General features: G+C 69.3%; 14 protein-coding genes and 1 pseudogene. 9 read left to right on the top strand and 6 right to left on the bottom strand.

Annotated features, from left to right (window positions below; genetic code table 11):
• Window positions 1-2 precede the first annotated feature (2 nt).
• Together E2L08_RS14270 and E2L08_RS14275 are read right to left on the bottom strand one after the other, a co-directional pair.
• Window positions 3-1,703: a tetratricopeptide repeat protein gene (locus E2L08_RS14270; protein ID WP_133397766.1), complete on the bottom strand. Its 1,701-nt coding sequence runs from the start codon at window positions 1,701-1,703 to the stop codon at window positions 3-5.
• Between the two features lie 108 nt (window positions 1,704-1,811).
• Window positions 1,812-3,458 carry an electron transfer flavoprotein-ubiquinone oxidoreductase gene (locus E2L08_RS14275; protein ID WP_133397767.1) on the bottom strand — a complete coding sequence of 549 codons (1,647 nt, stop codon included), beginning with the start codon at window positions 3,456-3,458 and terminating at the stop codon, window positions 1,812-1,814.
• Between the two features lie 205 nt (window positions 3,459-3,663).
• On the opposite strand from E2L08_RS14275, the gene greA reads away from it, so the two are divergent.
• Window positions 3,664-4,134, top strand: coding sequence for a transcription elongation factor GreA (greA, locus tag E2L08_RS14280; RefSeq protein WP_133397768.1), 471 nt, complete (start codon window positions 3,664-3,666; stop codon window positions 4,132-4,134).
• Window positions 4,135-4,145: 11 nt separating this feature from the next.
• Entirely contained in the window at window positions 4,146-5,099 is a 954-nt protein-coding gene (locus tag E2L08_RS14285; protein ID WP_133397769.1) for a hypothetical protein, read from the top strand.
• Between the two features lie 9 nt (window positions 5,100-5,108).
• Here E2L08_RS14285 and E2L08_RS14290 read toward each other — a convergent pair whose 3' ends face one another.
• From E2L08_RS14290 to rpsU, 3 genes are all read right to left on the bottom strand, one after another.
• Window positions 5,109-7,688, bottom strand: a complete 2,580-nt coding sequence (locus E2L08_RS14290; protein WP_133397785.1) for a TIGR02302 family protein — start codon at window positions 7,686-7,688, stop codon at window positions 5,109-5,111.
• A gap of 66 nt (window positions 7,689-7,754) precedes the next feature.
• A complete protein-coding gene (lysA, locus tag E2L08_RS14295) occupies window positions 7,755-9,020 on the bottom strand; it encodes a diaminopimelate decarboxylase (protein ID WP_133397770.1) in 1,266 nt (421 codons plus the stop codon).
• Between the two features lie 146 nt (window positions 9,021-9,166).
• On the bottom strand, window positions 9,167-9,373 hold the full coding sequence (gene rpsU, locus E2L08_RS14300) for a 30S ribosomal protein S21 (RefSeq protein WP_133397771.1): 207 nt from the start codon (window positions 9,371-9,373) through the stop codon (window positions 9,167-9,169).
• Window positions 9,374-9,494: 121 nt separating this feature from the next.
• On the opposite strand from rpsU, the gene E2L08_RS14305 reads away from it, so the two are divergent.
• Window positions 9,495-10,175: a COQ9 family protein gene (locus tag E2L08_RS14305; protein WP_133397772.1), complete on the top strand. Its 681-nt coding sequence runs from the start codon at window positions 9,495-9,497 to the stop codon at window positions 10,173-10,175.
• A 57-nt stretch (window positions 10,176-10,232) separates the two neighbouring features.
• Here the strand turns inward: E2L08_RS14305 and E2L08_RS14310 are convergent, their stop codons facing one another.
• On the bottom strand, window positions 10,233-10,991 hold the full coding sequence (locus E2L08_RS14310) for a DUF1013 domain-containing protein (RefSeq protein WP_133397773.1): 759 nt from the start codon (window positions 10,989-10,991) through the stop codon (window positions 10,233-10,235).
• Between the two features lie 140 nt (window positions 10,992-11,131).
• On the opposite strand from E2L08_RS14310, the gene E2L08_RS14315 reads away from it, so the two are divergent.
• The 6 genes and pseudogenes from E2L08_RS14315 to E2L08_RS14340 form a co-directional block, all read left to right on the top strand.
• Window positions 11,132-11,761, top strand: coding sequence for a ribonuclease T2 family protein (locus E2L08_RS14315; protein ID WP_133397774.1), 630 nt, complete (start codon window positions 11,132-11,134; stop codon window positions 11,759-11,761).
• A gap of 278 nt (window positions 11,762-12,039) precedes the next feature.
• On the top strand, window positions 12,040-12,732 hold the full coding sequence (locus E2L08_RS14320) for a hypothetical protein (protein WP_133397775.1): 693 nt from the start codon (window positions 12,040-12,042) through the stop codon (window positions 12,730-12,732).
• Complete coding sequence (gene bcsA / locus E2L08_RS14325) at window positions 12,729-15,149, top strand: UDP-forming cellulose synthase catalytic subunit (protein WP_133397776.1); 2,421 nt, start codon at window positions 12,729-12,731, stop codon at window positions 15,147-15,149. The genes E2L08_RS14320 and bcsA overlap by 4 nt, the downstream gene beginning before the upstream one ends.
• The gene (locus E2L08_RS14330; RefSeq protein ID WP_168771162.1) at window positions 15,149-17,542 is read left to right on the top strand and encodes a cellulose biosynthesis cyclic di-GMP-binding regulatory protein BcsB; all 2,394 of its coding nucleotides are present in this window, start codon (window positions 15,149-15,151) and stop codon (window positions 17,540-17,542) included. Before bcsA ends, E2L08_RS14330 begins: the two co-directional genes overlap by 1 nt.
• 4 nt (window positions 17,543-17,546) lie before the next feature.
• Entirely contained in the window at window positions 17,547-18,626 is a 1,080-nt protein-coding gene (locus E2L08_RS14335) for a family 8 glycosyl hydrolase (RefSeq protein ID WP_133397778.1), read from the top strand.
• Window positions 18,623-19,467: pseudogene (locus E2L08_RS14340) on the top strand (hypothetical protein); the annotation flags it as partial. The gene E2L08_RS14335 and the pseudogene E2L08_RS14340, both read left to right, overlap by 4 nt.

Genomic DNA, 19,467 nt, shown 5'->3' on the forward strand with positions numbered 1-19,467 from the left:
TCTCAGTCGTCATTGGCGACGCGCAGGGGGGGAGCACCCTCTTCGGCGAGGACGGCATCGAGCCCGATCTCGAGCTTGCGGCGGATACGCTCGGGATTGACCTCTTCGGCATCGCCGTTCTCGACGAAGCTGAGCGCGCGCTGCCACTGGAACCGCGCCTCGAGCTCGCGGCCGACGGCCCAGAACACGTCGCCGAGGTGGTCGTTGACCACCGGATCGACCGGCATCAGCTCGACCGCGCGTTCCATGGGCGCTACCGCCTCGTCATAGCGGCCGAGCCGGTAGAAGGCCCAGCCGAGACTGTCGATGATATAGCCGGAATTGGGCGCCCCGGCGACGGCGGCCTCGATCATCTCGAGCGCCTCTTCGAGCCGCTCGCCCCGCTCGACGAGGGAATAGCCGAGGTAGTTCAGCACGTTGGGCTGGTCGGGGCGCAGTTCCAGCGCCTTGCGCATGTCGGCCTCGGCCGCGTCCCAGTCGCCCACGCGCTCGGCGGTGATGCCGCGGGCGAAATAGACCACCCATTGCGCCGGGTCGTCCTCTTCGAACAACGCCACGGCCTCGTCATAGGCCTGCCGGGCCTCGGCGTGACGCTCCATCTCGCGCAGCATGTCGCCCAGCGCGATGCGCACCATCTGCAACTCGGGCTGTTCGGCGGCCAGGGCGCGCAGCGTGGCGATCGCCTCTTCCTCGCGGCCCGAGGCGCGCAACACCTCGGCGCGGCCCAGTTCCGACGTGGCAAAGGCCGGGTCGTCGGGGGCGACGCTGTCATAGGCCTCGGAGGCGAGGTCGAACATCTCCATCTCTTCGAGCAGCGCGGCGGAGAGCAGGATCGCCTCGGTATGGGAGGGGCGGAGATATTCGGCGAGGCGGCTGTAGAGCAGCGCGTAGCCCGGCGCCGTCTCGCCGGTCACGACGCTGGCGATGTCGTAATTCGCCTCGGCGATCCCGGCGCGGGCATCGGGCGCGATGGTGAATTCCAGCACCTCGCCCGCGGCGAGCCGGTCGTCGAGCGTGACGAGCGCGGGATCGAGCTGGGCGCCGAACTCGGCATCGAGGATGCGGCGCGCATCGTCGTGGCGGTCGAGATGGCTGAGGATCTGGGCCTGCGCGATCAGCCCGCGGCGCGACAGGCGCATGTCGCTTGCCTCGTCGAGCAGTTGCGCCGCCTCGTCGAACCGGCCGAGGGCGCCCAGCGCCAGCGCCTTGTGATAACGCCCGAAGGCACCCACGCCGCCGGCCCCGTCGCTGACCCGGTCGAAGGCGGCAAGCGCCTCTTCATCGCGGTCGTCGCCCAGCAACGCCCAGCCGCGGGCCAGCCCGTCGAAGAGCGGGCCGACCGACAGGCCGCCGTCGAGATCGCCCAGCAGGCCGGACCAGTCGCCCCGCGCGGCCAGTTCGGACAACAGCGCCAGCGCGGCGACCTGGCTGCCCGAGCCGGCGGCGCGCATCGCCGACGCGATCTCGGTCGCGCGGTCCCAGGCGCCCAGCGCCACCTCGGCCCCGAGCAGCCCCTCCGCGATGGCGGGATTGGCCGGGTCGGCCGCGTAGGCACGGGCGAGATAGCCCGCCGCCGATTGGAAATCGTCACCGAGCTGCGCAGAGCGCCCGGCGAGGTAGGCCCCCGCATCGGCGCGATCCTGCGCCAGGGCGGGAAGTCCGGGCCAGGCGAGGGCGGCGGCGAGGATCACGGGGCGAAACATGGCGGGTCCTGGGTGTCAGAGGCGTTCGTCGACGGTAATGCCCGCGCCGGTTCTATGCAATCGCGCCCGCGCGCGTCGTCGCCCGACCCACAAAGCCGTGATGGCCCGTCACATGTTGGGATAGTTCGGCCCGTCGCCCCCCTGGGGCGTGGTCCAGACGATGTTCTGGCTTGGGTCCTTGATGTCGCATGTCTTGCAATGGACGCAGTTCTGGAAGTTGATGACGAAGCGATCCTCGCCATCCTTCTTTACGAACTCGTAAACGCCGGCGGGGCAGTAGCGCTGCGACAGCCCGGCATATATTGGCAGGTTCACGGCGACGGGAATGGCCGGATCCTTGAGCTTGAGATGCGGCGGCTGGTTCTCGTCGTGGTTGGTGTTGGAAAAGGCCACGTTGGTCAGCCGGTCAAAGCTGAGCTTGCCGTCGGGTTTCGGGTACTCGATGACCTTGTGGCGCGATGCCTCGCCGGTGGCGGCCGCGTCGGTCTTGCCGTGTTTCATCGTGCCGAACAGCGAAAAGCCGAAGCGGTTGGTCCACATGTCCAGCCCGCCCAGCGCCAGCGACGCCTGGAGCCCCCAGCGCGACCACATCGGCTTGACGTTGCGCACGGGCTTGAGGTCGCGCCCGACGGGGCCCTCGCGCAGCGCGCGGTCGTACTCGGCCAGGACGTCGCTCTGGCGGCCGTCGGCGATGGCCGCATGGGCCGCCTCGGCTGCGGCCTTGCCCGACAGCATGGCGTTGTGATTTCCCTTGATGCGGGGGACGTTGACCATGCCCGCGGCGCAGCCCAGCAGGACGCCGCCCGAAAAGGCCGACTTGGGCAGCGATTGCCACCCGCCCTCGGTGATCGCGCGGGCGCCGTAGGCCACGCGCTTTGCGCCGGTCAGAAGCTCGGCGACATAGGGGTGATGCTTGAACTGCTGAAAGCTGAGATAGGGGTTCACGTAGGGGTTCGCGTATCCCAGGTGGACGACGAAGCCGACATAGACCTGGTTGTTGTCCAGGTGATAGATGAACGACCCGCCGCCCGCATTGTTGCCCAGCGGCCAGCCCATCGTGTGCACGACCGCGCCTTCGCGGTGCTTTTCCGGGTCGACCTCCCAGATCTCCTTCATCCCGAGGCCGTATTTCTGCACGTCGCAATCACGGTCGAGCTCGAACCGGGCAATGACCTGTTTCGAGAGCGACCCGCGCACGCCTTCGCCCAGCATGACGTATTTGCCGTGCAGCTCCAATCCCGGCTCGTAGGCGTCGCCCTTGCTGCCGTCGGGGGCGATCCCGAACTCGCCGGCCACGACGCCTTTGACCGCGCCGTGCTCGTCGAAGACCAGTTCCGAACAGGCCATGCCCGGAAAGATCTCGACGCCCAGCGCTTCGGCCTGTTCGGCCATCCAGCGACAGACATTGCCCATCGAGACGATGTAATTGCCGTGGTTCTTCATCAGGGGGGGCATGATCGCGGTCGGGATGCCGACCTTTCCCGACTGGCCGAGATAATAGAACCGGTCGGATTTCACCGGCACGTTCAGCGGCGCGCCGCGCTCTTTCCAGTCGGGGATCAGCGCGCCCAGCCCGCAGGGGTCGAGCACCGCGCCCGACAGGATATGCGCGCCGACCTCGGAGCCTTTCTCGAGCACGACGACGCTCAGCTCGGGGTCGAGCTGCTTGAGCCGGATCGCCGCGGCGAGCCCTGCGGGGCCGGCGCCGACGATGACGACGTCGTATTCCATCGATTCGCGGGTGGTGTCGGTCATGTGACTGCTTTCGGTTCCGGAAAGGGGGCGGACCCATGCCGCGCGGATGCGACCCGAGTATCCATGCGCGCAGGGCGGGGTCAATCGGCCGGGCCGTCGCGGGCCGGGTTCCTTCCGGCCGTCCGTGTGTGTAACGATGCCCGCGAGCGATGCAGAACCCCGGACCCCGCCTTGCCCGCAAGGCGCGCAACCCTGTGGAACGACTATGGAAAAGATACCCCTGACCCGCGCAGGCCAGTCCGATCTGAACGATGAGCTCAAGCGGCTCAAGTCCAGGGACCGGCCCGAGATCATCGCCGCCATCGCCGAGGCGCGCGCGCATGGCGACCTGTCCGAGAACGCGGAATACCACTCGGCCAAGGAAAAGCAGTCCTTCATCGAGGGCCGCATCAAGGAGATCGAGGGCATCCTGGCGCTGGCCGATGTCATCGACACCGCCAAGCTCAGCGGCCCGATCAAGTTCGGCGCCTGGGTCAAGCTGGTGGACGAGGATACCGAGGCCGAAAAGCTGTTCCAGATCGTCGGCGAACCCGAGGCGAACCTCGAACAGGGCAAGCTCAACATCAAGTCGCCGCTGGCGCGGGCGCTGATCGGCAAGGACGAGGGCGACAGCGTCGAGGTCCGCACCCCCGGCGGCGAAAAGAGCTACGAAATCCTGTCGGTCGAGTACCGCTGAAAGGGGGCGCCATGCCTGAGGGCGGGCGGCAGAGCCACAGGGCCGGAACGTCGCTCGGGCGGCGCACCGCCCCGCGCGCGCGACCGAAAGGCGCGGCGCTGGGCTGGGGAGCCACGATCGTCTGGCTCGCGATCTGCGCGCTGACCTTATACGGGCTCGCGGGGGGCGAGGCGGGGCTCGATCCTCTGAGGATCCTGATGATCCCGGTTGCGGTGATGGCACCCATCGTGCTGGTCTGGATCGCGGTGGGCCACGCCCGGCGGCTGGACCTGCTCAGGCGCGAGATGGCGCTGATGCTGGCGCCGATACAGGACGAACTCGCGGCCATCGCCGCGCGATCGGCCGCCATGGCCGACGCGCAGGAGGGCGCGGGCCCGGTCGCGCGGTTCACCTCGTCGCGCCATCGCGGCGCGCCGGGCGGCCCGTCCGTGGCCGCCGCGGTGCCCTCGTCGCAGCAGACCTTTGCGCTGGATTCCGGGCAGGCGACGGATCGCGAGGTCAGCCATGCCGACCTGATCGCGGCGCTGCAATTTCCCGCCGATGCCGAGGATGCCGAGGGGTTCGCCGCCCTGCGCCGCGCGATGCAGGACCGGCGCCTCAAGCGGCTGGTCACGTCGGCGCAGGACACGCTGACCCTGATGAGCCAGGACGGCATCTACATGGACGATCTCGACCGTGAACCCGCGCGGCCCGAAACCTGGCGGCGCTTTGCGCGGGGCGAGCGGGGGATGGCTGTCGGGGGCTTGGGCGGCATCCGCGACGCCGCCGCCATCGAGGCGACCATCGAGCGGATGCGCGGCGATACCGTGTTCCGCGGCACCGCGCTGCATTTCATGCGCACCTTCGACGAGGTGCTGAGCGAGGTCGAGCCTGCGCTTTCGGATGCCGAGATCGCGGCGCTGGCCGATACGCGCACGGCCCGCGCCTTCATGCTGGTGGGCCGCGCCATCGGCACCTTTACCTGATCCGCCCGCTCAGAAACGGTCCAGAAGCCGCCTGAGGTAGTCGAGTTCGGCCTCGGGGCGCGTCTGGTCGCCCGAGCGGCGGCGGATCTCGCCCAGGAGCTCTTCGGCGCGGCGGCGCACGTCCTCGCGGTCGAGCATCTGCTCGTCGGTGCCGAACTCGCCGTTGCGCCCCGCCTCGCGGCCGAGGGGGTCGCGGCTCTGGCCGTTGGGCTCGCCCTCGGCGCGGGCCTGTCCCTGGCCGTCCTGCTGGCTGCGTTCCTGCGCCAGCGCCTCGCCGAGATCGCGCAGACCGTCGCGCAGCGCGTCCATCGCCTCGGCCTGCCGGTCGAGCGCGGTGGCGTTGTCGCCCTCGCGCAGCGCGTCCTCGGCCCCCTCCATCGCGCCTTCGGCGCGGTCGAGGTTCTCGCGGGCGGAACGGCCCTCCTCGGTGCCTGCGCCGGGCAGGTTTCCGCGCTGGCGGTTCAGCTCGTCGCGCAGCGCCTGCTGGCGATCCGCAAGGCTCTCGCCCGTGCCCTCGCCCTCTTGCCCGCCCTGGCCGTCGCCCGGCTGCCGGCCGTCCTGGCCCTGGCCCTCGCCCGGTTGGTTGCCCCGCTGTCCGGGCTGGCCCTGCTGGCCATCCTGTCCCTGCTGGCCGGGTTGCTGCGGCTGGCCCTGCTGGCCGAACTGTTCCTGCAACTCGCGGAACGCCTCATCGCTGAGGCCTTGCTGGTCGCGCAGCGTGTCCTGAAGATCCTCGAGCGCCTCCTGGCCCGGTTGCTGGCCCGCCTGTCCCTGCTGGCCCTGCGTCACGCGCATGTTCTCGAGCATGCGGTTGAGCTGCTCCATCAACCGCTGGGCCTCGGCCATGCGGCCCTGTTCCATCAGGCTCTGGATCTCGTCCATCATCTGCTGCAACTGGTCGGGGCTCATTTCCTGGGTCTCGCCCTCGGCCTGCTGCTGTTCGCCGTCGCGCTGGCTCTGCTCGGCGAGCTGGCGGATGAAATCGTCCATCGCCTCGCGCAATTCCTGCATCAGCTCGGCGATCTCGGCGGGGTCCGCGCCATTCTCCATCGCCTGCGACAGACGCTCCTGCGCCCGCCGCAGCCGTTCGCGCGCATCGTCGAGGTCGCCGAACTCGATCTCGGTCGCGATGTCCCACAGGGCGGCGGCGATCTCGTCCTGCCGCTCGGGGGTGAGCTCGGCGATGCCGCGCCCGGCCTCGAGGCGACGGATCGCGGTGCGCAGCCGCAGATACAGGGTCTCGGAGCGGAACACGTCCTGCGGTTCCCACGACACCGCGCGCAAGAGCCGCGCGACCCGGTCGGCATTGTCGCGCGACCACAGAAGGTCGCGGCGCTGTTCGATGATCGCGCGCGCGACCGGATCGAAGAACCGCAGCCCCGCCAGCTCGGCCTGGGCGGGCCGCGACTGGCCGGACTGGCCCAGCTCGTCCTCGACCTCGTAGGTCAGCGTCACCGGAAGGTTCGCCCACGGGTGCTGCGAGAAATCCTCGATGAAGGCGCCCGCGATCGCCGCGCGGTCGCCGCTGATCGGCAAGGGCAGATCGGCGACGATGGGATCGCGCGGGTCCGGCGCCGGGGCGAGCCCGTGCATCCGCTCGACCGCGTCGAGATCGAGCGTCACCACCACCTTGCCGCTGACCACCCCGTGATCGTCCCCGGCGGTGAACTCCTGGCTGAACAGCCCGCCATCGGCGCGCTCGGGCGGGCCGGTCACTTCGACGGTGGGGCCGATATCGGGTTTCATCGCGATGGACCAGCGGCGTCCGCCGGGGCCGTCGATCTCGATCTCGCCCGATTGCACGACCGCGAAACCGACGCTGCCCGTGGCCGGCTTCTCGGGCGCGGCCTCGACCGGACGGCCCGATACGGTCTCGGAGATGCCGGGATCGCCGCCATAGGTGCGGATCGTGACCCGCGACGCCTCGGGCACCTCGACCGGGCCGGATGGCAGGTCGGCGAGGTAGAGGCTGGGCCGCCCGGTATAGGCAGGCGGCTCGATCCAGCCCTCCCAGCTCGGCCCCATGGCGGCCGACGCGGCCCCGCCACCCGGCGCGATCCCGGCGACGCTGCCGATCCTCAGCGCCGAGCCGAACAAAAGCGCCACGGCCAGCGCCAACAGCGCGGCATAGCGCAGCGCATAGGGGTCGCGCGAGGCGATCCTGAGGTCGGGCGCGGTCGCGCGGGCGTGGCGGATCCGCTCGGCCATGCGGGTGACATGCGCCTCCCACACCGCGCGCGAGCCGGCATCGGCCCCCCCGATGGCCTGGCTGTCGGACAGGGCCGCGATGGGACGGCCGGGCAGGCTGCGGTCGAGCCGATCGAGCGCCTGCGCCTCGGTCGGCCAGGCGAACCGGCGGATGCCCAGCACCGCAAAGGCCAGAAGCGCAACGAGAACGACACCGGCCGCGATGCGCAGTGCACCCGACGACAGCGCGTCCTGCACCCCCAGCATCAGCGCGGCGAGCGCGGCGATGGCCACGCTCCAGACCGGCCAGAAGGCGCGCGCGGCGCGTTCGGCCGCCATGCCCAGCCGCGTGAGCGTCAGGGGGCGCCGCAATCCGGCGCGGGCTTCGGCAGGAAGTCGCATCACGGGGTCGTCGCCTTCGGGGCGGAGAGAGCCGCCCTCACTTCGCCCGATACGGGGTATGCCGCGTTAGAGCCATTCGGGGATGCTATCGCGTGCGAGCATCTCGTCAATCGTCGGGCGCGCGCGGATGACGGCGAATTGATCCCCGCGCACCAGCACCTCGGGCACCAGCGGGCGCGAATTGTACTCGGAGGCCATCACCGCCGCATAGGCACCGGCACTGCGGAACGCCAGCAGGTCGCCCGGCCCCATGGGCGGCAGCAGCCGGGTCCGCGCGAATGTATCGGCGCTTTCGCAGACGGGGCCGACCACGTCATGCTCGGTCAGATCGACCCCCGCCGGCGGCTCGGCCAGGGGGACGATATCGTGATGCGCGCCATACATTGCGGGGCGGATCAGGTCGTTCATGCCCGCATCGAGGATGAGCCAGCGCCGCTCGGCCGCTTCCTTGAGGTAGACCACCGAGGCGACGAGCACCCCCGAATTGCCCGCGACGAGGCGGCCCGGCTCGATCTCGATCTCGCAGCCGAGATGGCCGACCGTTCGCTCGACCATCCGGGCGTAATCGGCGGGCAGGGGGGGCGGCGCGTTGTCGCGCTGATAGGGGATGCCGAGACCTCCGCCCAGATCGAGCCGGCGGATATCGTGGCCCTGGGCGCGAAGCTCGACGGTCAGCTCGGCGACCTTGCGATAGGCCTGTTCGAACGGGTCCAGGTCGATGAGCTGCGAGCCGATATGCACGTCGATGCCCACCACCTCGATGCCGGGCAGGGCGGCGGCCTCGGCATAGCGGGCGGGGGCGTCCTCGATGGCGATGCCGAACTTGTCCTGCTTGCGCCCGGTCGAGATCTTTTCGTGGGTACGCGCATCCACGTCGGGGTTCACGCGCAGCGCCACCGGCGCGGTCAGGCACAGCCCGGTCGCGACCTCGGACAGGGCGCGCAGCTCGGGCGCGGATTCGACGTTGAACTGCCGGACCCCGCCCTCGAGTGCTCGCGCCATTTCCTCGCGGGTCTTGCCGACGCCCGAGAACACGATGCGCGCGCCGGGCACGCCGGCGGCGCGGGCGCGGGCATATTCGCCGCCCGAGACGACATCCATCCCGGCGCCCAGATCGCCCAGCAGCTTGAGCACCGCCACGTTCGACAGCGCCTTGACGGCGAAACACACCAGATGGTCGGCAAAGGACAGCGCGTCGTCGAAGAGGCGGTAATGCCGCGTCAGCGTCGCCGCCGAGTAGCAGTAGAACGGCGTGCCCACCTCGGCCGCGATGGTGGCAAGGTCGACATCCTCGGCGTGGAGCCGACCGTCGCGATAGAGAAAGTGATCCAAGGTCTGGCGTCCTGATTGCATCCGGTGCGGGGGCGCCCGGCCGGGTGCCGCCTCCGGCGGGGGTATTTGGCAAAGAGAAGATACAGGCAAGAAAAAACCCCCGAACGCACGTCCGGGGGTTCAATCTGTCGCGTATCGAGAGGGGTTCAGAGCATCCCCTCGCGCTGGGCCTTCTTCCGCGCGAGCTTGCGCTGGCGGCGGATCGCTTCGGCCTTTTCGCGCGCCCGCTTCTCGGAGGGTTTCTCGAAATGCTGCTTGAGCTTCATCTCGCGGAACACACCCTCGCGCTGGAGCTTTTTCTTGAGCGCGCGCAGCGCCTGATCGACATTGTTGTCGCGAACACTGACCTGCATGTGGTTTTCACCACCTTTCTAGGTTTGAGTAAGACAGTAAGTGCAGGAGCCTCGCCATATAGGGCGATCCCGCTAGCTTGTCCATCCGAACCGCTCACAGACCCGAGACAGGAGACCGGCAATGACCGACACCAAGGACAGGCTTCTGGCGTCCGCGCTGACCCACGTGCCCTTCGATGGCTGGAGCGAAGCCACGCTGAAGGCCGCGGCGCGCGATGCCGGGGTGCCGCTCGAGGAGGCGCGCGCGATCTTTCCGCGCGGCGCCGTCGACATGGCGCTGGCCTTCCACCGTGCGGGCGATGCCGAGATGCGCGCGAGGCTGCTCGAGACGGACCTGTCGGACATGCGGTTCCGCGACAAGGTGGCGCGGGCGATGCGGCTCAGGATCGAGAGCATCGAGAGCAAGGAGGCCGTGCGCCGGGGCGCCACGCTGTTCGCGCTGCCGCGCCATACCTCGGACGGGGCGCGGGCGGTGTGGGAAACGTCGGACACGATCTGGACCGCGCTGGGCGACAAGTCGACCGATGCGTCATGGTACACCAAGCGCGCCACGCTCGCCGGCGTCTGGGGGTCGGTGCTGCTGTTCTGGCTGGGCGACGATTCGCCCGGCAGCCAGGAGACATGGGGGTTCATCGACCGGCGCATTGACGACGTCATGCGGATCGAGAAGGTCAAGGCCGGGATCGCCGGCAACCGCGCCGGGCGGGCGATGATGGCGGGGCCGAACTGGATCCTGTCGCGCATCCGCGCCCCGATGCGGCCGCCCAAGGAATTTCCCGGCTCGTGGGACGGCGGCGCCTGAGGGCGCGGCCGCCGGGCCGGGGGGCGGACGGCGCCGCGCCCCCCGGCCAGGGGTGGATCAGCGCGTTTCGTCCTCGTCGCCGTCGTCGTCGGGCAGGTTGAAGAAGCTCTCCGCGTCGGACACGTCGCGGTCTTCATCCTCGGAGAGCTCTTCGCCGGTATTGGACAGCGTGAAGGTCTCGAGCCCCGAGATCGCCGAGGGCATCCGCGGCTCGGTCTCGCCCGACAGGCTCTGTTCCGTCGAGACGAGCTTGCGCCGCTCGTCATCGGTCATCACCTCGCCCTCGCGCGCCTTTTTCGAGGCGGCCTTTTGCACGGCGAGGTCGAGCTCGGACTGCTTGCACAGGCCCAGGGCCACGGGATCGACGGGCTCGAGGTTGTTGATGTTCCAATGCGTGCGTTCGCGGATGGCCTGGATCGTCGGCTTGGTCGTGCCCACCAGCCGCGAGATCTGGGCATCGGCCAGCTCGGGGTGGAACTTGACCAGCCACAGGATCGAGGCGGGCCGGTCCTGACGCTTGCTCAGCGGGGTGTAGCGCGGGCCGCGGCGCTTTTCCTCGCCGACGGCGGCGGGGTTGAACTTGAGCTTGAGGTTCCGGGTCGCGTCCTTTTCGGCGCGCTCGATCTCGTCCTGGGTGAGCTGGTTGTTGGCCACCGGATCGAAGCCGCGCACGCCCTGCGCCACGTCGCCATCGGCGATGCCCTGAACCTCGAGCTCGTGCAGGCCGCAGAACTCGGCGATCTGCCGGAAGGTGAGGGTGGTGTTCTCGACGAGCCACACGGCGGTGGCTTTGGCCATGATCGGTTTCTCGGCCATGCGGGGCTCCTTTCCAGTTTGGGTCCCGACATGGCTTATCGCTGGCCCGTCAGGGCCGGACCGCCGGGCGGTCCAAGTTCGCGTTGTCGGGGAACCTGCGTCGGATATAGTCAGGCCGCGACCCGGTGGAAAGAGCGGAAATGCTGAAACGGTTCCTGGCGGCATTGGTGGTCCTGCCCGCGGCCGCGCTGGCGCAGGACCGCGCGGGGGCCTTCGATTACTGGGTTCTCGCGCTGAGCTGGTCGCCCGCGTGGTGCGCGCTCGAGGGCGAGGCGCGGGGTGCGGCGCAATGCGAGACCGATCTCGGATGGTCGCTGCACGGGCTCTGGCCGCAGCACGAGACGGGCTATCCCGAATATTGCGAGAGCGCCGCGCGCAACCCGTCGCGCGGCGATACCGCGGCCATGGCCGACATCATGGGCAGCGGCGGGCTGGCCTGGCACCAGTGGAACAAGCACGGCCGCTGTTCGGGCATGGCGTCGGGCGACTATTTCGCCCTGTCGCGCGCGGCCTACGAAACGGTCGCGCGTCCCGAGGTCTTCGGGCGCCTCACCGCGGCGGTGCGGATGCCCGCCACGGTGGTCGAGCAGGCTTTCATCGAGGCAAACCCTGCGCTTTTCCCCGATGCGATCACCGTGACCTGCCGCGCCGGCCACGTGCAGGAGGTCCGGATCTGCCTGACCCGCGACGACCTGTCGCCGCGGCGCTGCGGGGCGGATGTGATCCGCGATTGTGGCCTTCGCAATGCGCTTTTTCTTCCGGTAAGTTGAGGCGCCGCCGCACCAAAAGTCGCGTTGCGCGGGCGACACGGATCGCGGCGGGCCGCGTGTCTTTTGACGATTGCCCTCGTCAGAGTGGCGGAATCTTGCTTACTTTACGGCATTGAAGCCGGGTCGAACCGGTCCTGCGCCGAACGCGGCGCAATCGAGCAGCGGGTCTGAGCATCGGGAAAGCGGGTGCCCTAAAAGCGCCTTAACCAGATGTTAACACCTGTCAGAGCCCCGCGAAGGGGCCGTATTTGAGGCAAGACGGCGAGGGCCGAACAGGCATGTATTTCTCATTCGCACGACACGCCCCGCGCGTGCCGTTCCTTAAGGCGGCGGTGTCTCTTTCGCTGGTCGCGGGGCTGCTGTCCTGCGGGCCGTTGCAGGTCTCGTCGACCTCGACGCTGAGCGAGCGCATCGAGACGCGGCAGTACCAGATGGTCCCGGTTGCGCGTTCCTGGGTCTATGTTCCGCAGGGTCTGCTGACATTGCAGCGCGACCTCGACAACATCGTCGAGCAGCGCATCGCCCTGCCCAACGACACGACCATCGCCGGGGACAACTACCTGCTGCTGCGCGGCCGCGGCGGCAACCCGCTGAGCGGCGGGCGGCTCAAGCTCGAGGACATGCTCGACCAGACGGGCGGCGTGCCCGCCCCGTTCGAGGGCCTGTCGAATCGCAATATGGCCACTGCGACGGATGAGCTCGGCCCCTATTTCATCGCCGAAAAATCGGTGGGCGTGGATACGACCTGCGTTCTCGTCGTCCGGTCGCTCAAGAACGCCGCGCGGCCGCTGCCGGCCGGGGCCGACTCGATGGATGTGCTGCTGCGCAACTGCACGCGGCAGGGGCGCGAGGCCGCGTTGGCGCCGATCCAGGCGCAGTATCTCGCCGCCACCCCGGCGCTTGCGGGCGGGGCCAATGTCCGTCTGCACAACATGTCGCCCTTTGCCGCGCCGGGGGCCGAGCGCCCATGAGCTTCACCGCAGCCTCCCGCGCCGGACGCCAGGTGCCCCTCGACCGGGCGCTCTACCTGACGATGTGGCTTGCCGTCGGCGCCTGTATCGCCGTGCTGGCCGCGCTGCCCGTGTCCACGTGGACGCAGGCGCTTCTGGGTGTGACGGGGCTGCTCATCGTGATCGCGTCGCGCCCCTTTTCGCGGGTGCCCGTGGTCCGGTTCATCATGCTGGCGACGGCGTCGACCATGGTGCTGCGCTACTGGATCTGGCGCCTGACCGAGACGCTGCCCTCGCCCGACGAGCCGCTGTCCTTCGTCGCCGCGCTGCTGCTCTTCGCGACCGAGACCTATACCATCGGCATTTTCTTCATGACCGGGTTCATGACGGCCGATCCGATCACGCGGGCGCCCCCGGCGACGGTGAACGCGCGCGACCTGCCGACCGTCAACGTGCTGGTGCCGTCCTATAACGAACCGGCCTCGATGCTGGCGGTGACGTTGTCGGCGGCCAAGAACATGCACTATCCGCCCGACAAGATGATCGTCGTGCTCTGCGATGACGGGGGCACCGACGAGCGGTGCAACCACGAGGATCCGGCCATCGCCGAAAAGGCGGTCAAGCGGCGCGCGCAGCTTCAGGAGATGTGCGCCGAGCTGGGCGTCCTCTATTCCACGCGCGAGCGGAACGAGCATGCCAAGGCGGGCAACATGTCGGCCGCGCTGGCCCGGCTCGACGGCGACCTCGTCGCGGTGTTCGACGCCGATCACGTCCCCAGCCGCGATTTCCTTGCCCGGACCGCCGGGCATTTCGTCGAGCGCGACGACCTGTTCCTCGTCCAGACGCCGCACTTCTTTCTCAACCCCGACCCGATCCAGCGCAATATCGGGCTGGTCGACAACTGCCCCCCCGAGAACGAGATGTTCTACGGCCATGTCCACCAGGGACTCGACCGCTGGGAGGGGACGTTCTTTTGCGGCTCGGCCGCGCTGATCCGCCGCGCGGCGCTGGATTCGGTCGGGGGTTTTTCGGGCGAGACGATCACCGAGGATGCCGAGACGGCGCTCGACATCCATGCGACCGGCTGGAAAAGCCTCTACGTCAACCACGCGATGATCGCCGGGCTGCAACCCGAGACCTTCGTGAGCTTCATCCAGCAGCGCGGCCGGTGGGCGACGGGCATGATGCAGATGCTCATCCTCAAGAACCCGATCTTTCGCAAGGGCCTGCGGTTCAGCCAGCGGTTGTGCTATCTCAACTCGATGACGTTCTGGTTCTTTCCGATCGTTCGCATGATCTTCATCCTCGCGCCGCTGCTCTACCTGTTCTTCGGGCTCGAGATCTTCGTCGCCACCTACCAGGAAGTCCTGGCCTACATGGCGACCTATATCGCCGTGTCCTTTGTCGTGCAGAACGCGCTGTTCAACAGCTATCGCTGGCCGCTGATGTCCGAGCTCTACGAGACGACGCAGGCGCCCTACCTGTCCTCGGCGGTCATCAAGACCTTTCTCAAGCCGCGCGCGGCCAAGTTCAACGTGACCGCCAAGGACGAGGTTCTCGACGAGGACATGATCTCGCCCATCGCGCGGCCGCTCCTGATCCTGTTCCTGCTCATGCTCGCGGGCGTCGCGGCGGCGGTGTTCCGCTGGATCATGTTCCCCGGCGACCGCGAGGTGCTGCAACTCGTGGGCGGCTGGGCGCTGTTCAACTTCATGCTGATCGGCGCGGCGCTTCAGACGGTGCACGAGAAACAGCAGCGCCGCGGCGTGCCGCGCGTCCCGCTCGAGGAACCGGCCGAGGTGTCGCTGGCCGGCCATCCCGACCGGCTGATGGGCGCGCGGGTCTGCGATGCGTCGCTGTCGGGCGCGCAGATCCTCATCAAGAACGGCCCCGAGATCCTGCCGGGCCAGATCGCCGAGGGCGCGCCCCTCATCGTGCGCCCCGTGCTCGAGGACGCGCCGAGCCTGTCGCACCCGATCCGCGGCACGATCCGCTGGGCGCGCAAGGAAGGCGCGCATATCCGGCTGGGATACGAGTTCACCGAGGATCAGCCCCGCATCGTCGCCGAGACGGTCGGGCACCTCATCTACGGCAAATCCTCGCGCTGGGCCGCGCGCCGCGAGGCCTATTTCAGCGAGATGGGCCTGCTGGGCGGCATGTTCTACATCTTTCGGCTGTCGCTGCGCGGCATGGTCCGCACCGCCCGCGCGCTGATCGCCGAGCCGGGCCGCCGCCGCCGCGCGGCCAAGGCCGCGGTCGGGCCCGCCGTCGCCCCCACGCGCGAGGCCCCGGTGCACGAGGCCGCCTTTGCGGGCTATGTCGATCCGGTGATCCTCAGGCTCGAGGCGGCGCAGAAATACCGCGCGGCGCAGGGCGACATCGGGGCCGAAACGCCCGGAACGCCGCCCGCGCGGCCGACGGTCCGGGGGGCGGTATGATGACCAGAGGTTTCACCCTCGCGGCCCTGCTGTCCGCGCTGATCGCCACCCCCGGCGTTTCGGTGGCTCAGGACGGGATCATCGCCATCCCGTCCTTCACGATCCCCGCGACCCCGGCCCCCACCGACGTGCCCGACCCCTCGGCCGATCCCGATCTGGCCGGCGATCCGCTGCTCGATGCGGCGCCCGCCCCGGTCGATCCGCTCGATCCCGGCGCGGGGCGGCTGGCCCGGCACGGCGCGGTATCGAGCGTCGAGACCGTCGAGGAGATCGCCGCACGCAAGCCCATCGCGCCGCTTCTGTCGCTGCGCGCAGGCGCCAATCCGGGCACGACGCTGCGGATGCAGGGCGAGAACCCCGAGGCCGAGTTCTCGATCTTCCTCCCGCGCGAGGCGGTGCCGGGGGCGCTTCAGCTTGCCCATAGCTCGGGCGTCGACGTGATGCCCGAGCGTTCGGTGATCGACGTGTTCGTGAACGGCACCGAGGTCGGGCGCGTCGCCGCGGGCCGTTTCGAAGAGGACGGGCCCGATCTGATCGAGGTGCCCGAGGGCATCTGGCGCGGCGGCCGCAACGAGGTCGTGCTGCGGATGCGCCAGGCACATCGGCTGTTCTGCGGCCCCGAGGCGGCCTTCGATCTCTGGACCGACATCGACATGACGGGCTCGGGCGCGGTGCTCGATTCGCGCCCCTTTTCGCCCGGCGCGATGGATTTCCTCGCCGGGGTCGCGCATGACGCGGGGCTGGGACGGGCCATCGCGATCAAGGATCTGTCGGATCGCGCCAAGCTGGCCGAGCCGGTGCTGACCGAGCTGGCCCAGCGGCTGACCGGCTATCTTCGCGGGCGGATCCTGACCTATCGCACCGCCGATCTCTACGAGGTGGCCGAAGGCGCCGATACCGGCCTGCCGCAACCGCTGGCCCGGATCACGCTGCTGCCCGGATGGGGCGAGACCGAGCCGCGCGCCGAGTTCCGGCGCGGCGGCGACGGGGCCATCGTCATGGCGCTCTCGGTGCCCGAGCGCATCCTTTCCTTCGGCGATGCCGAGGCGTTTCTCGACACGCTGCTGGCCGATCTCGAGGGCGACGACACGATGCTCGACGCGCTGGCGGTGCAGACCGGCATCGACCCGCGCACGCAGATGCCATCGGGCGAGGCGGTGACCCTGGCCAGTCTCGGGCTCGAAACCATGCGCACCTCGAGCCATTATTTCCGGCGCGACCAGATCTTTACCCTGCCGCGCGACTGGCTGGTGCTGACTGCGCAAAAGGCCATGCTGAACCTCGACTACGCCTATGCGCGCAACCTGCCCGAGAAATCCATCATGCTGATCCGGGTGAACGGCGAGACGGTGCGCCTGTTGCCGCTGACGGGCATGGGCGGCGAGCCGATCGAGCAGTTCCCCATCAAGTTCAACGCCAACCTGCTGCGCGAGGGGCCGAACCTGTTGCAGTTCGAGGCGCTGATCCCCGGCGATCCCGAGGACGCGGCCTGTCCCGACGACAGTTTCCCCAAGCTCGAGATCCGCGGAAGCTCGACCCTGCGCGTGCCCGAATCGCCCCGGCTGCGGCTTGCCGGGATGCGCCTGCCGGTCTTCGCGCTGCGCGGCAGCGGCATCACGGTGAACGGCACCGGGCTCGAGGATCTGCCCACCGCCGAGCGCCTGACCCTCAAGGCCATGCTGGGCGAGGCGATACCCAATGCCTCGCGCCTCACGGTGGTGACGGCGGACCGGATGGGCGAGCTGCCGATGGGCGCGTACAACATTTCGCGCAGCGAGCTGCACAAGGCGCTCGAGCGCAAGTGGACCGAGCCCGCGGCGGCCGTGCCCGACCCGGCCGACCGCATCGGGGAACTGCCCGACGACCTTTTCGGCGACGCGATCGTGTCGCCCGAGCCGGCGCGGGCCGGGGCAGGGGACGGGCGGTTCTTCATGCTGAACCTGTCGCTCGAGGATCTGCGCCGGCGCATCTATGCCGTGCGCGACCGGCTGATGCCCGACCCCAACGCCGAGGCCGAGCGGTGGCTGGGCGATCAATACGGCCACGCGCTGCTGGCGCAGCTCGACCGGAGCGACCCGCGGGCGCTGTGGCTCGTCATCGAGGAAGAGGACGATCTGATCGAGGTCATGGCCTCGATCGCGTCCTCGCGCCGCAGCATCGGCGGACCGTCGGGCCAGATCGCGGTTCTCGACGATGCGGGCTATTGGCGAAGCTGGTACGACTCGCGACAGCTCCCGGAACTGGCCGAGCCGCTGACGCTCAGGAATTTCCGCTATGTGCTGGGCAACTATGCCTCGTGGTCGCCCGTCGCCTTTACCGCGATCCTGTTCGGACTGGCCGTTATTTCGGCCCTGATCGCCCTTCGTTTCGTCATCGTCTCGCGCGAGGATTGATCGCATGAACCGTCGCTCCCTGCTGGCCCTGCTGGCCTCCGCGCCCATTGGCGCCCGCCTTTCGGGCGGCGGCGCCGCCGCTCAGGCGGCCCAGCCCTCGCATCCGCTGGCCGGGCCATGGGCGGCCTACAAGGCCGCGCATCTCGATCCCTCGGGGCGGATCGTCGACCGCCTGCAATCAGAGGCCAGCCATTCCGAGGGGCAGGGTTATGCCATGACCATCGCCGCCCTGATGGGCGACGAGGACGCGTTCCGCCTGATGTATCGCTGGACCGAGGATAATCTCGCCATCCGCGACGATGCGCTTTTGGCATGGCGCTGGCTGCCCGACGCCGCCGATCCGGTGCCCGACCCCAACAACGCCACCGATGGCGACCTGTTCTATGCATGGGCGCTGAACCATGCCGCGTCGGCCTTTGCCGCGCCCGACCTGCGCGAACGCGCCGCCGCCACCGTGGCCGATATCGAACGGCTCTGCATCGTCGATTTTCCCGGCCAGGACGGCGCTTTCCTGATGCTGCCCGCTTCTTTCGGCTTTGCGACCGAGACCGGTTTCGTCATCAACCCGTCCTATTACATGCTCAAGGCCATGACCGAGCTCGGTGCCGCCTTCGGGGCGGGCCGGCTGTCGACCTCGGCCACGAATGGCGACGTGCTGCTGGCCGAGATCGCGCGCCACGGGCCGATGCCCGACTGGATCGAGGTGACCGAGGCGGGGTTGCTGAAATCCGACGCGTTCTCGCTCAACAGCGGCTACGAGGCGTTGCGCGTGCCCTTGTGGATGGTGTGGTCGGGCCATGCCGCGCACCCCGCCGTCCTGTCCGCGGCCAGGGCGCGGGCGGCGGTCGACCTGCCCGACGGGCATGCGGCGACCGTGCTCGATTACGACACCGGCGCGGTGCTCGAGACGAGCCCCTCATCGGGCTATCGCGCGATCGAGGCGCTGACGCTATGCGCCGCGATGCGCGAAGAGGGCTCGACCATGCCGGCCTTCGACGCGGCGCAACCCTATTACCCGGCGACGCTGCAGCTTTTCGCCAGCCTCGCCCAGATCGAAACCCTGCCGGAGTGCTTTCCGATATGAGCCTGCGTTCCATCCGTCTTTTCTGTGCCGCGTTCGGGCTGGGCGCGATGCTGGCCGCGGGCGCGTCGGCCCGCGATCTCGGGCCCGAGGATCTGCGCGCGCTGCGCTACTATCTCGAACAGAACGACATGCGCTCGGCCCAGGCCGAGCTCCGCCGCCTGAAAGAGGCCTATCCCGACTGGACGCCGCCCTCGGATCTCGATGCGCTCAAGCGGCAGGCCGCCGCCCCGACCGGACCGGGCGAGGATGCGAACCGCATCTGGCGGCTGATCGAGATCGGCAACCTTCAGGCGGCGCGCGGCCGGTTGCAGCATTTGCAGACGGTCTATCCCGACTGGACGCCGCCGGCCGAGATGGTACGCCTCCTGGAGGCGGGCGAGGCGCAAGCGAGCTTTGACGCGGCGATGCGGTCGGGCAACGCGACGGCCGCCATCGACGCCGCCCGCAAGAGCCCCGAGATCCTGAAATGCGACCGCGTCAACAATGCCTGGCAGCTTGCCGCGATGCAGGTGCAGGCGGGGCAGAGCGCGGGCGCCCTGCAGACCTATCGCGGTGTGCTGTCGTCCTGCCGCGAGACGAACGTGCTGGTCGCCACGCTGGAAAAGGCCAACGATATCGCTTCGACCGAACAGGTGGGCCAGTTGGCCGATATCGCCCGGCGAACCAGCCCCTCGGCCGCGCGTTCCATCGACACGGTCGAGGCGCGGCTGATGGCGGGCCGCGGCGCTCCGGCACCGGCCCGAACAGACACCGCGCAGGCCCCCGCCCGACAGGCCGGCACGCCCGCCGCGCAGTCGCGCCCGGCCCCCGCCGCGCCCGTGACCGCGGCGCCGCAGGCCCC

Source organism: Palleronia sediminis (assembly GCF_004358695.1).
In the GTDB taxonomy this organism is placed as follows: domain Bacteria; phylum Pseudomonadota; class Alphaproteobacteria; order Rhodobacterales; family Rhodobacteraceae; genus Palleronia; species Palleronia sediminis.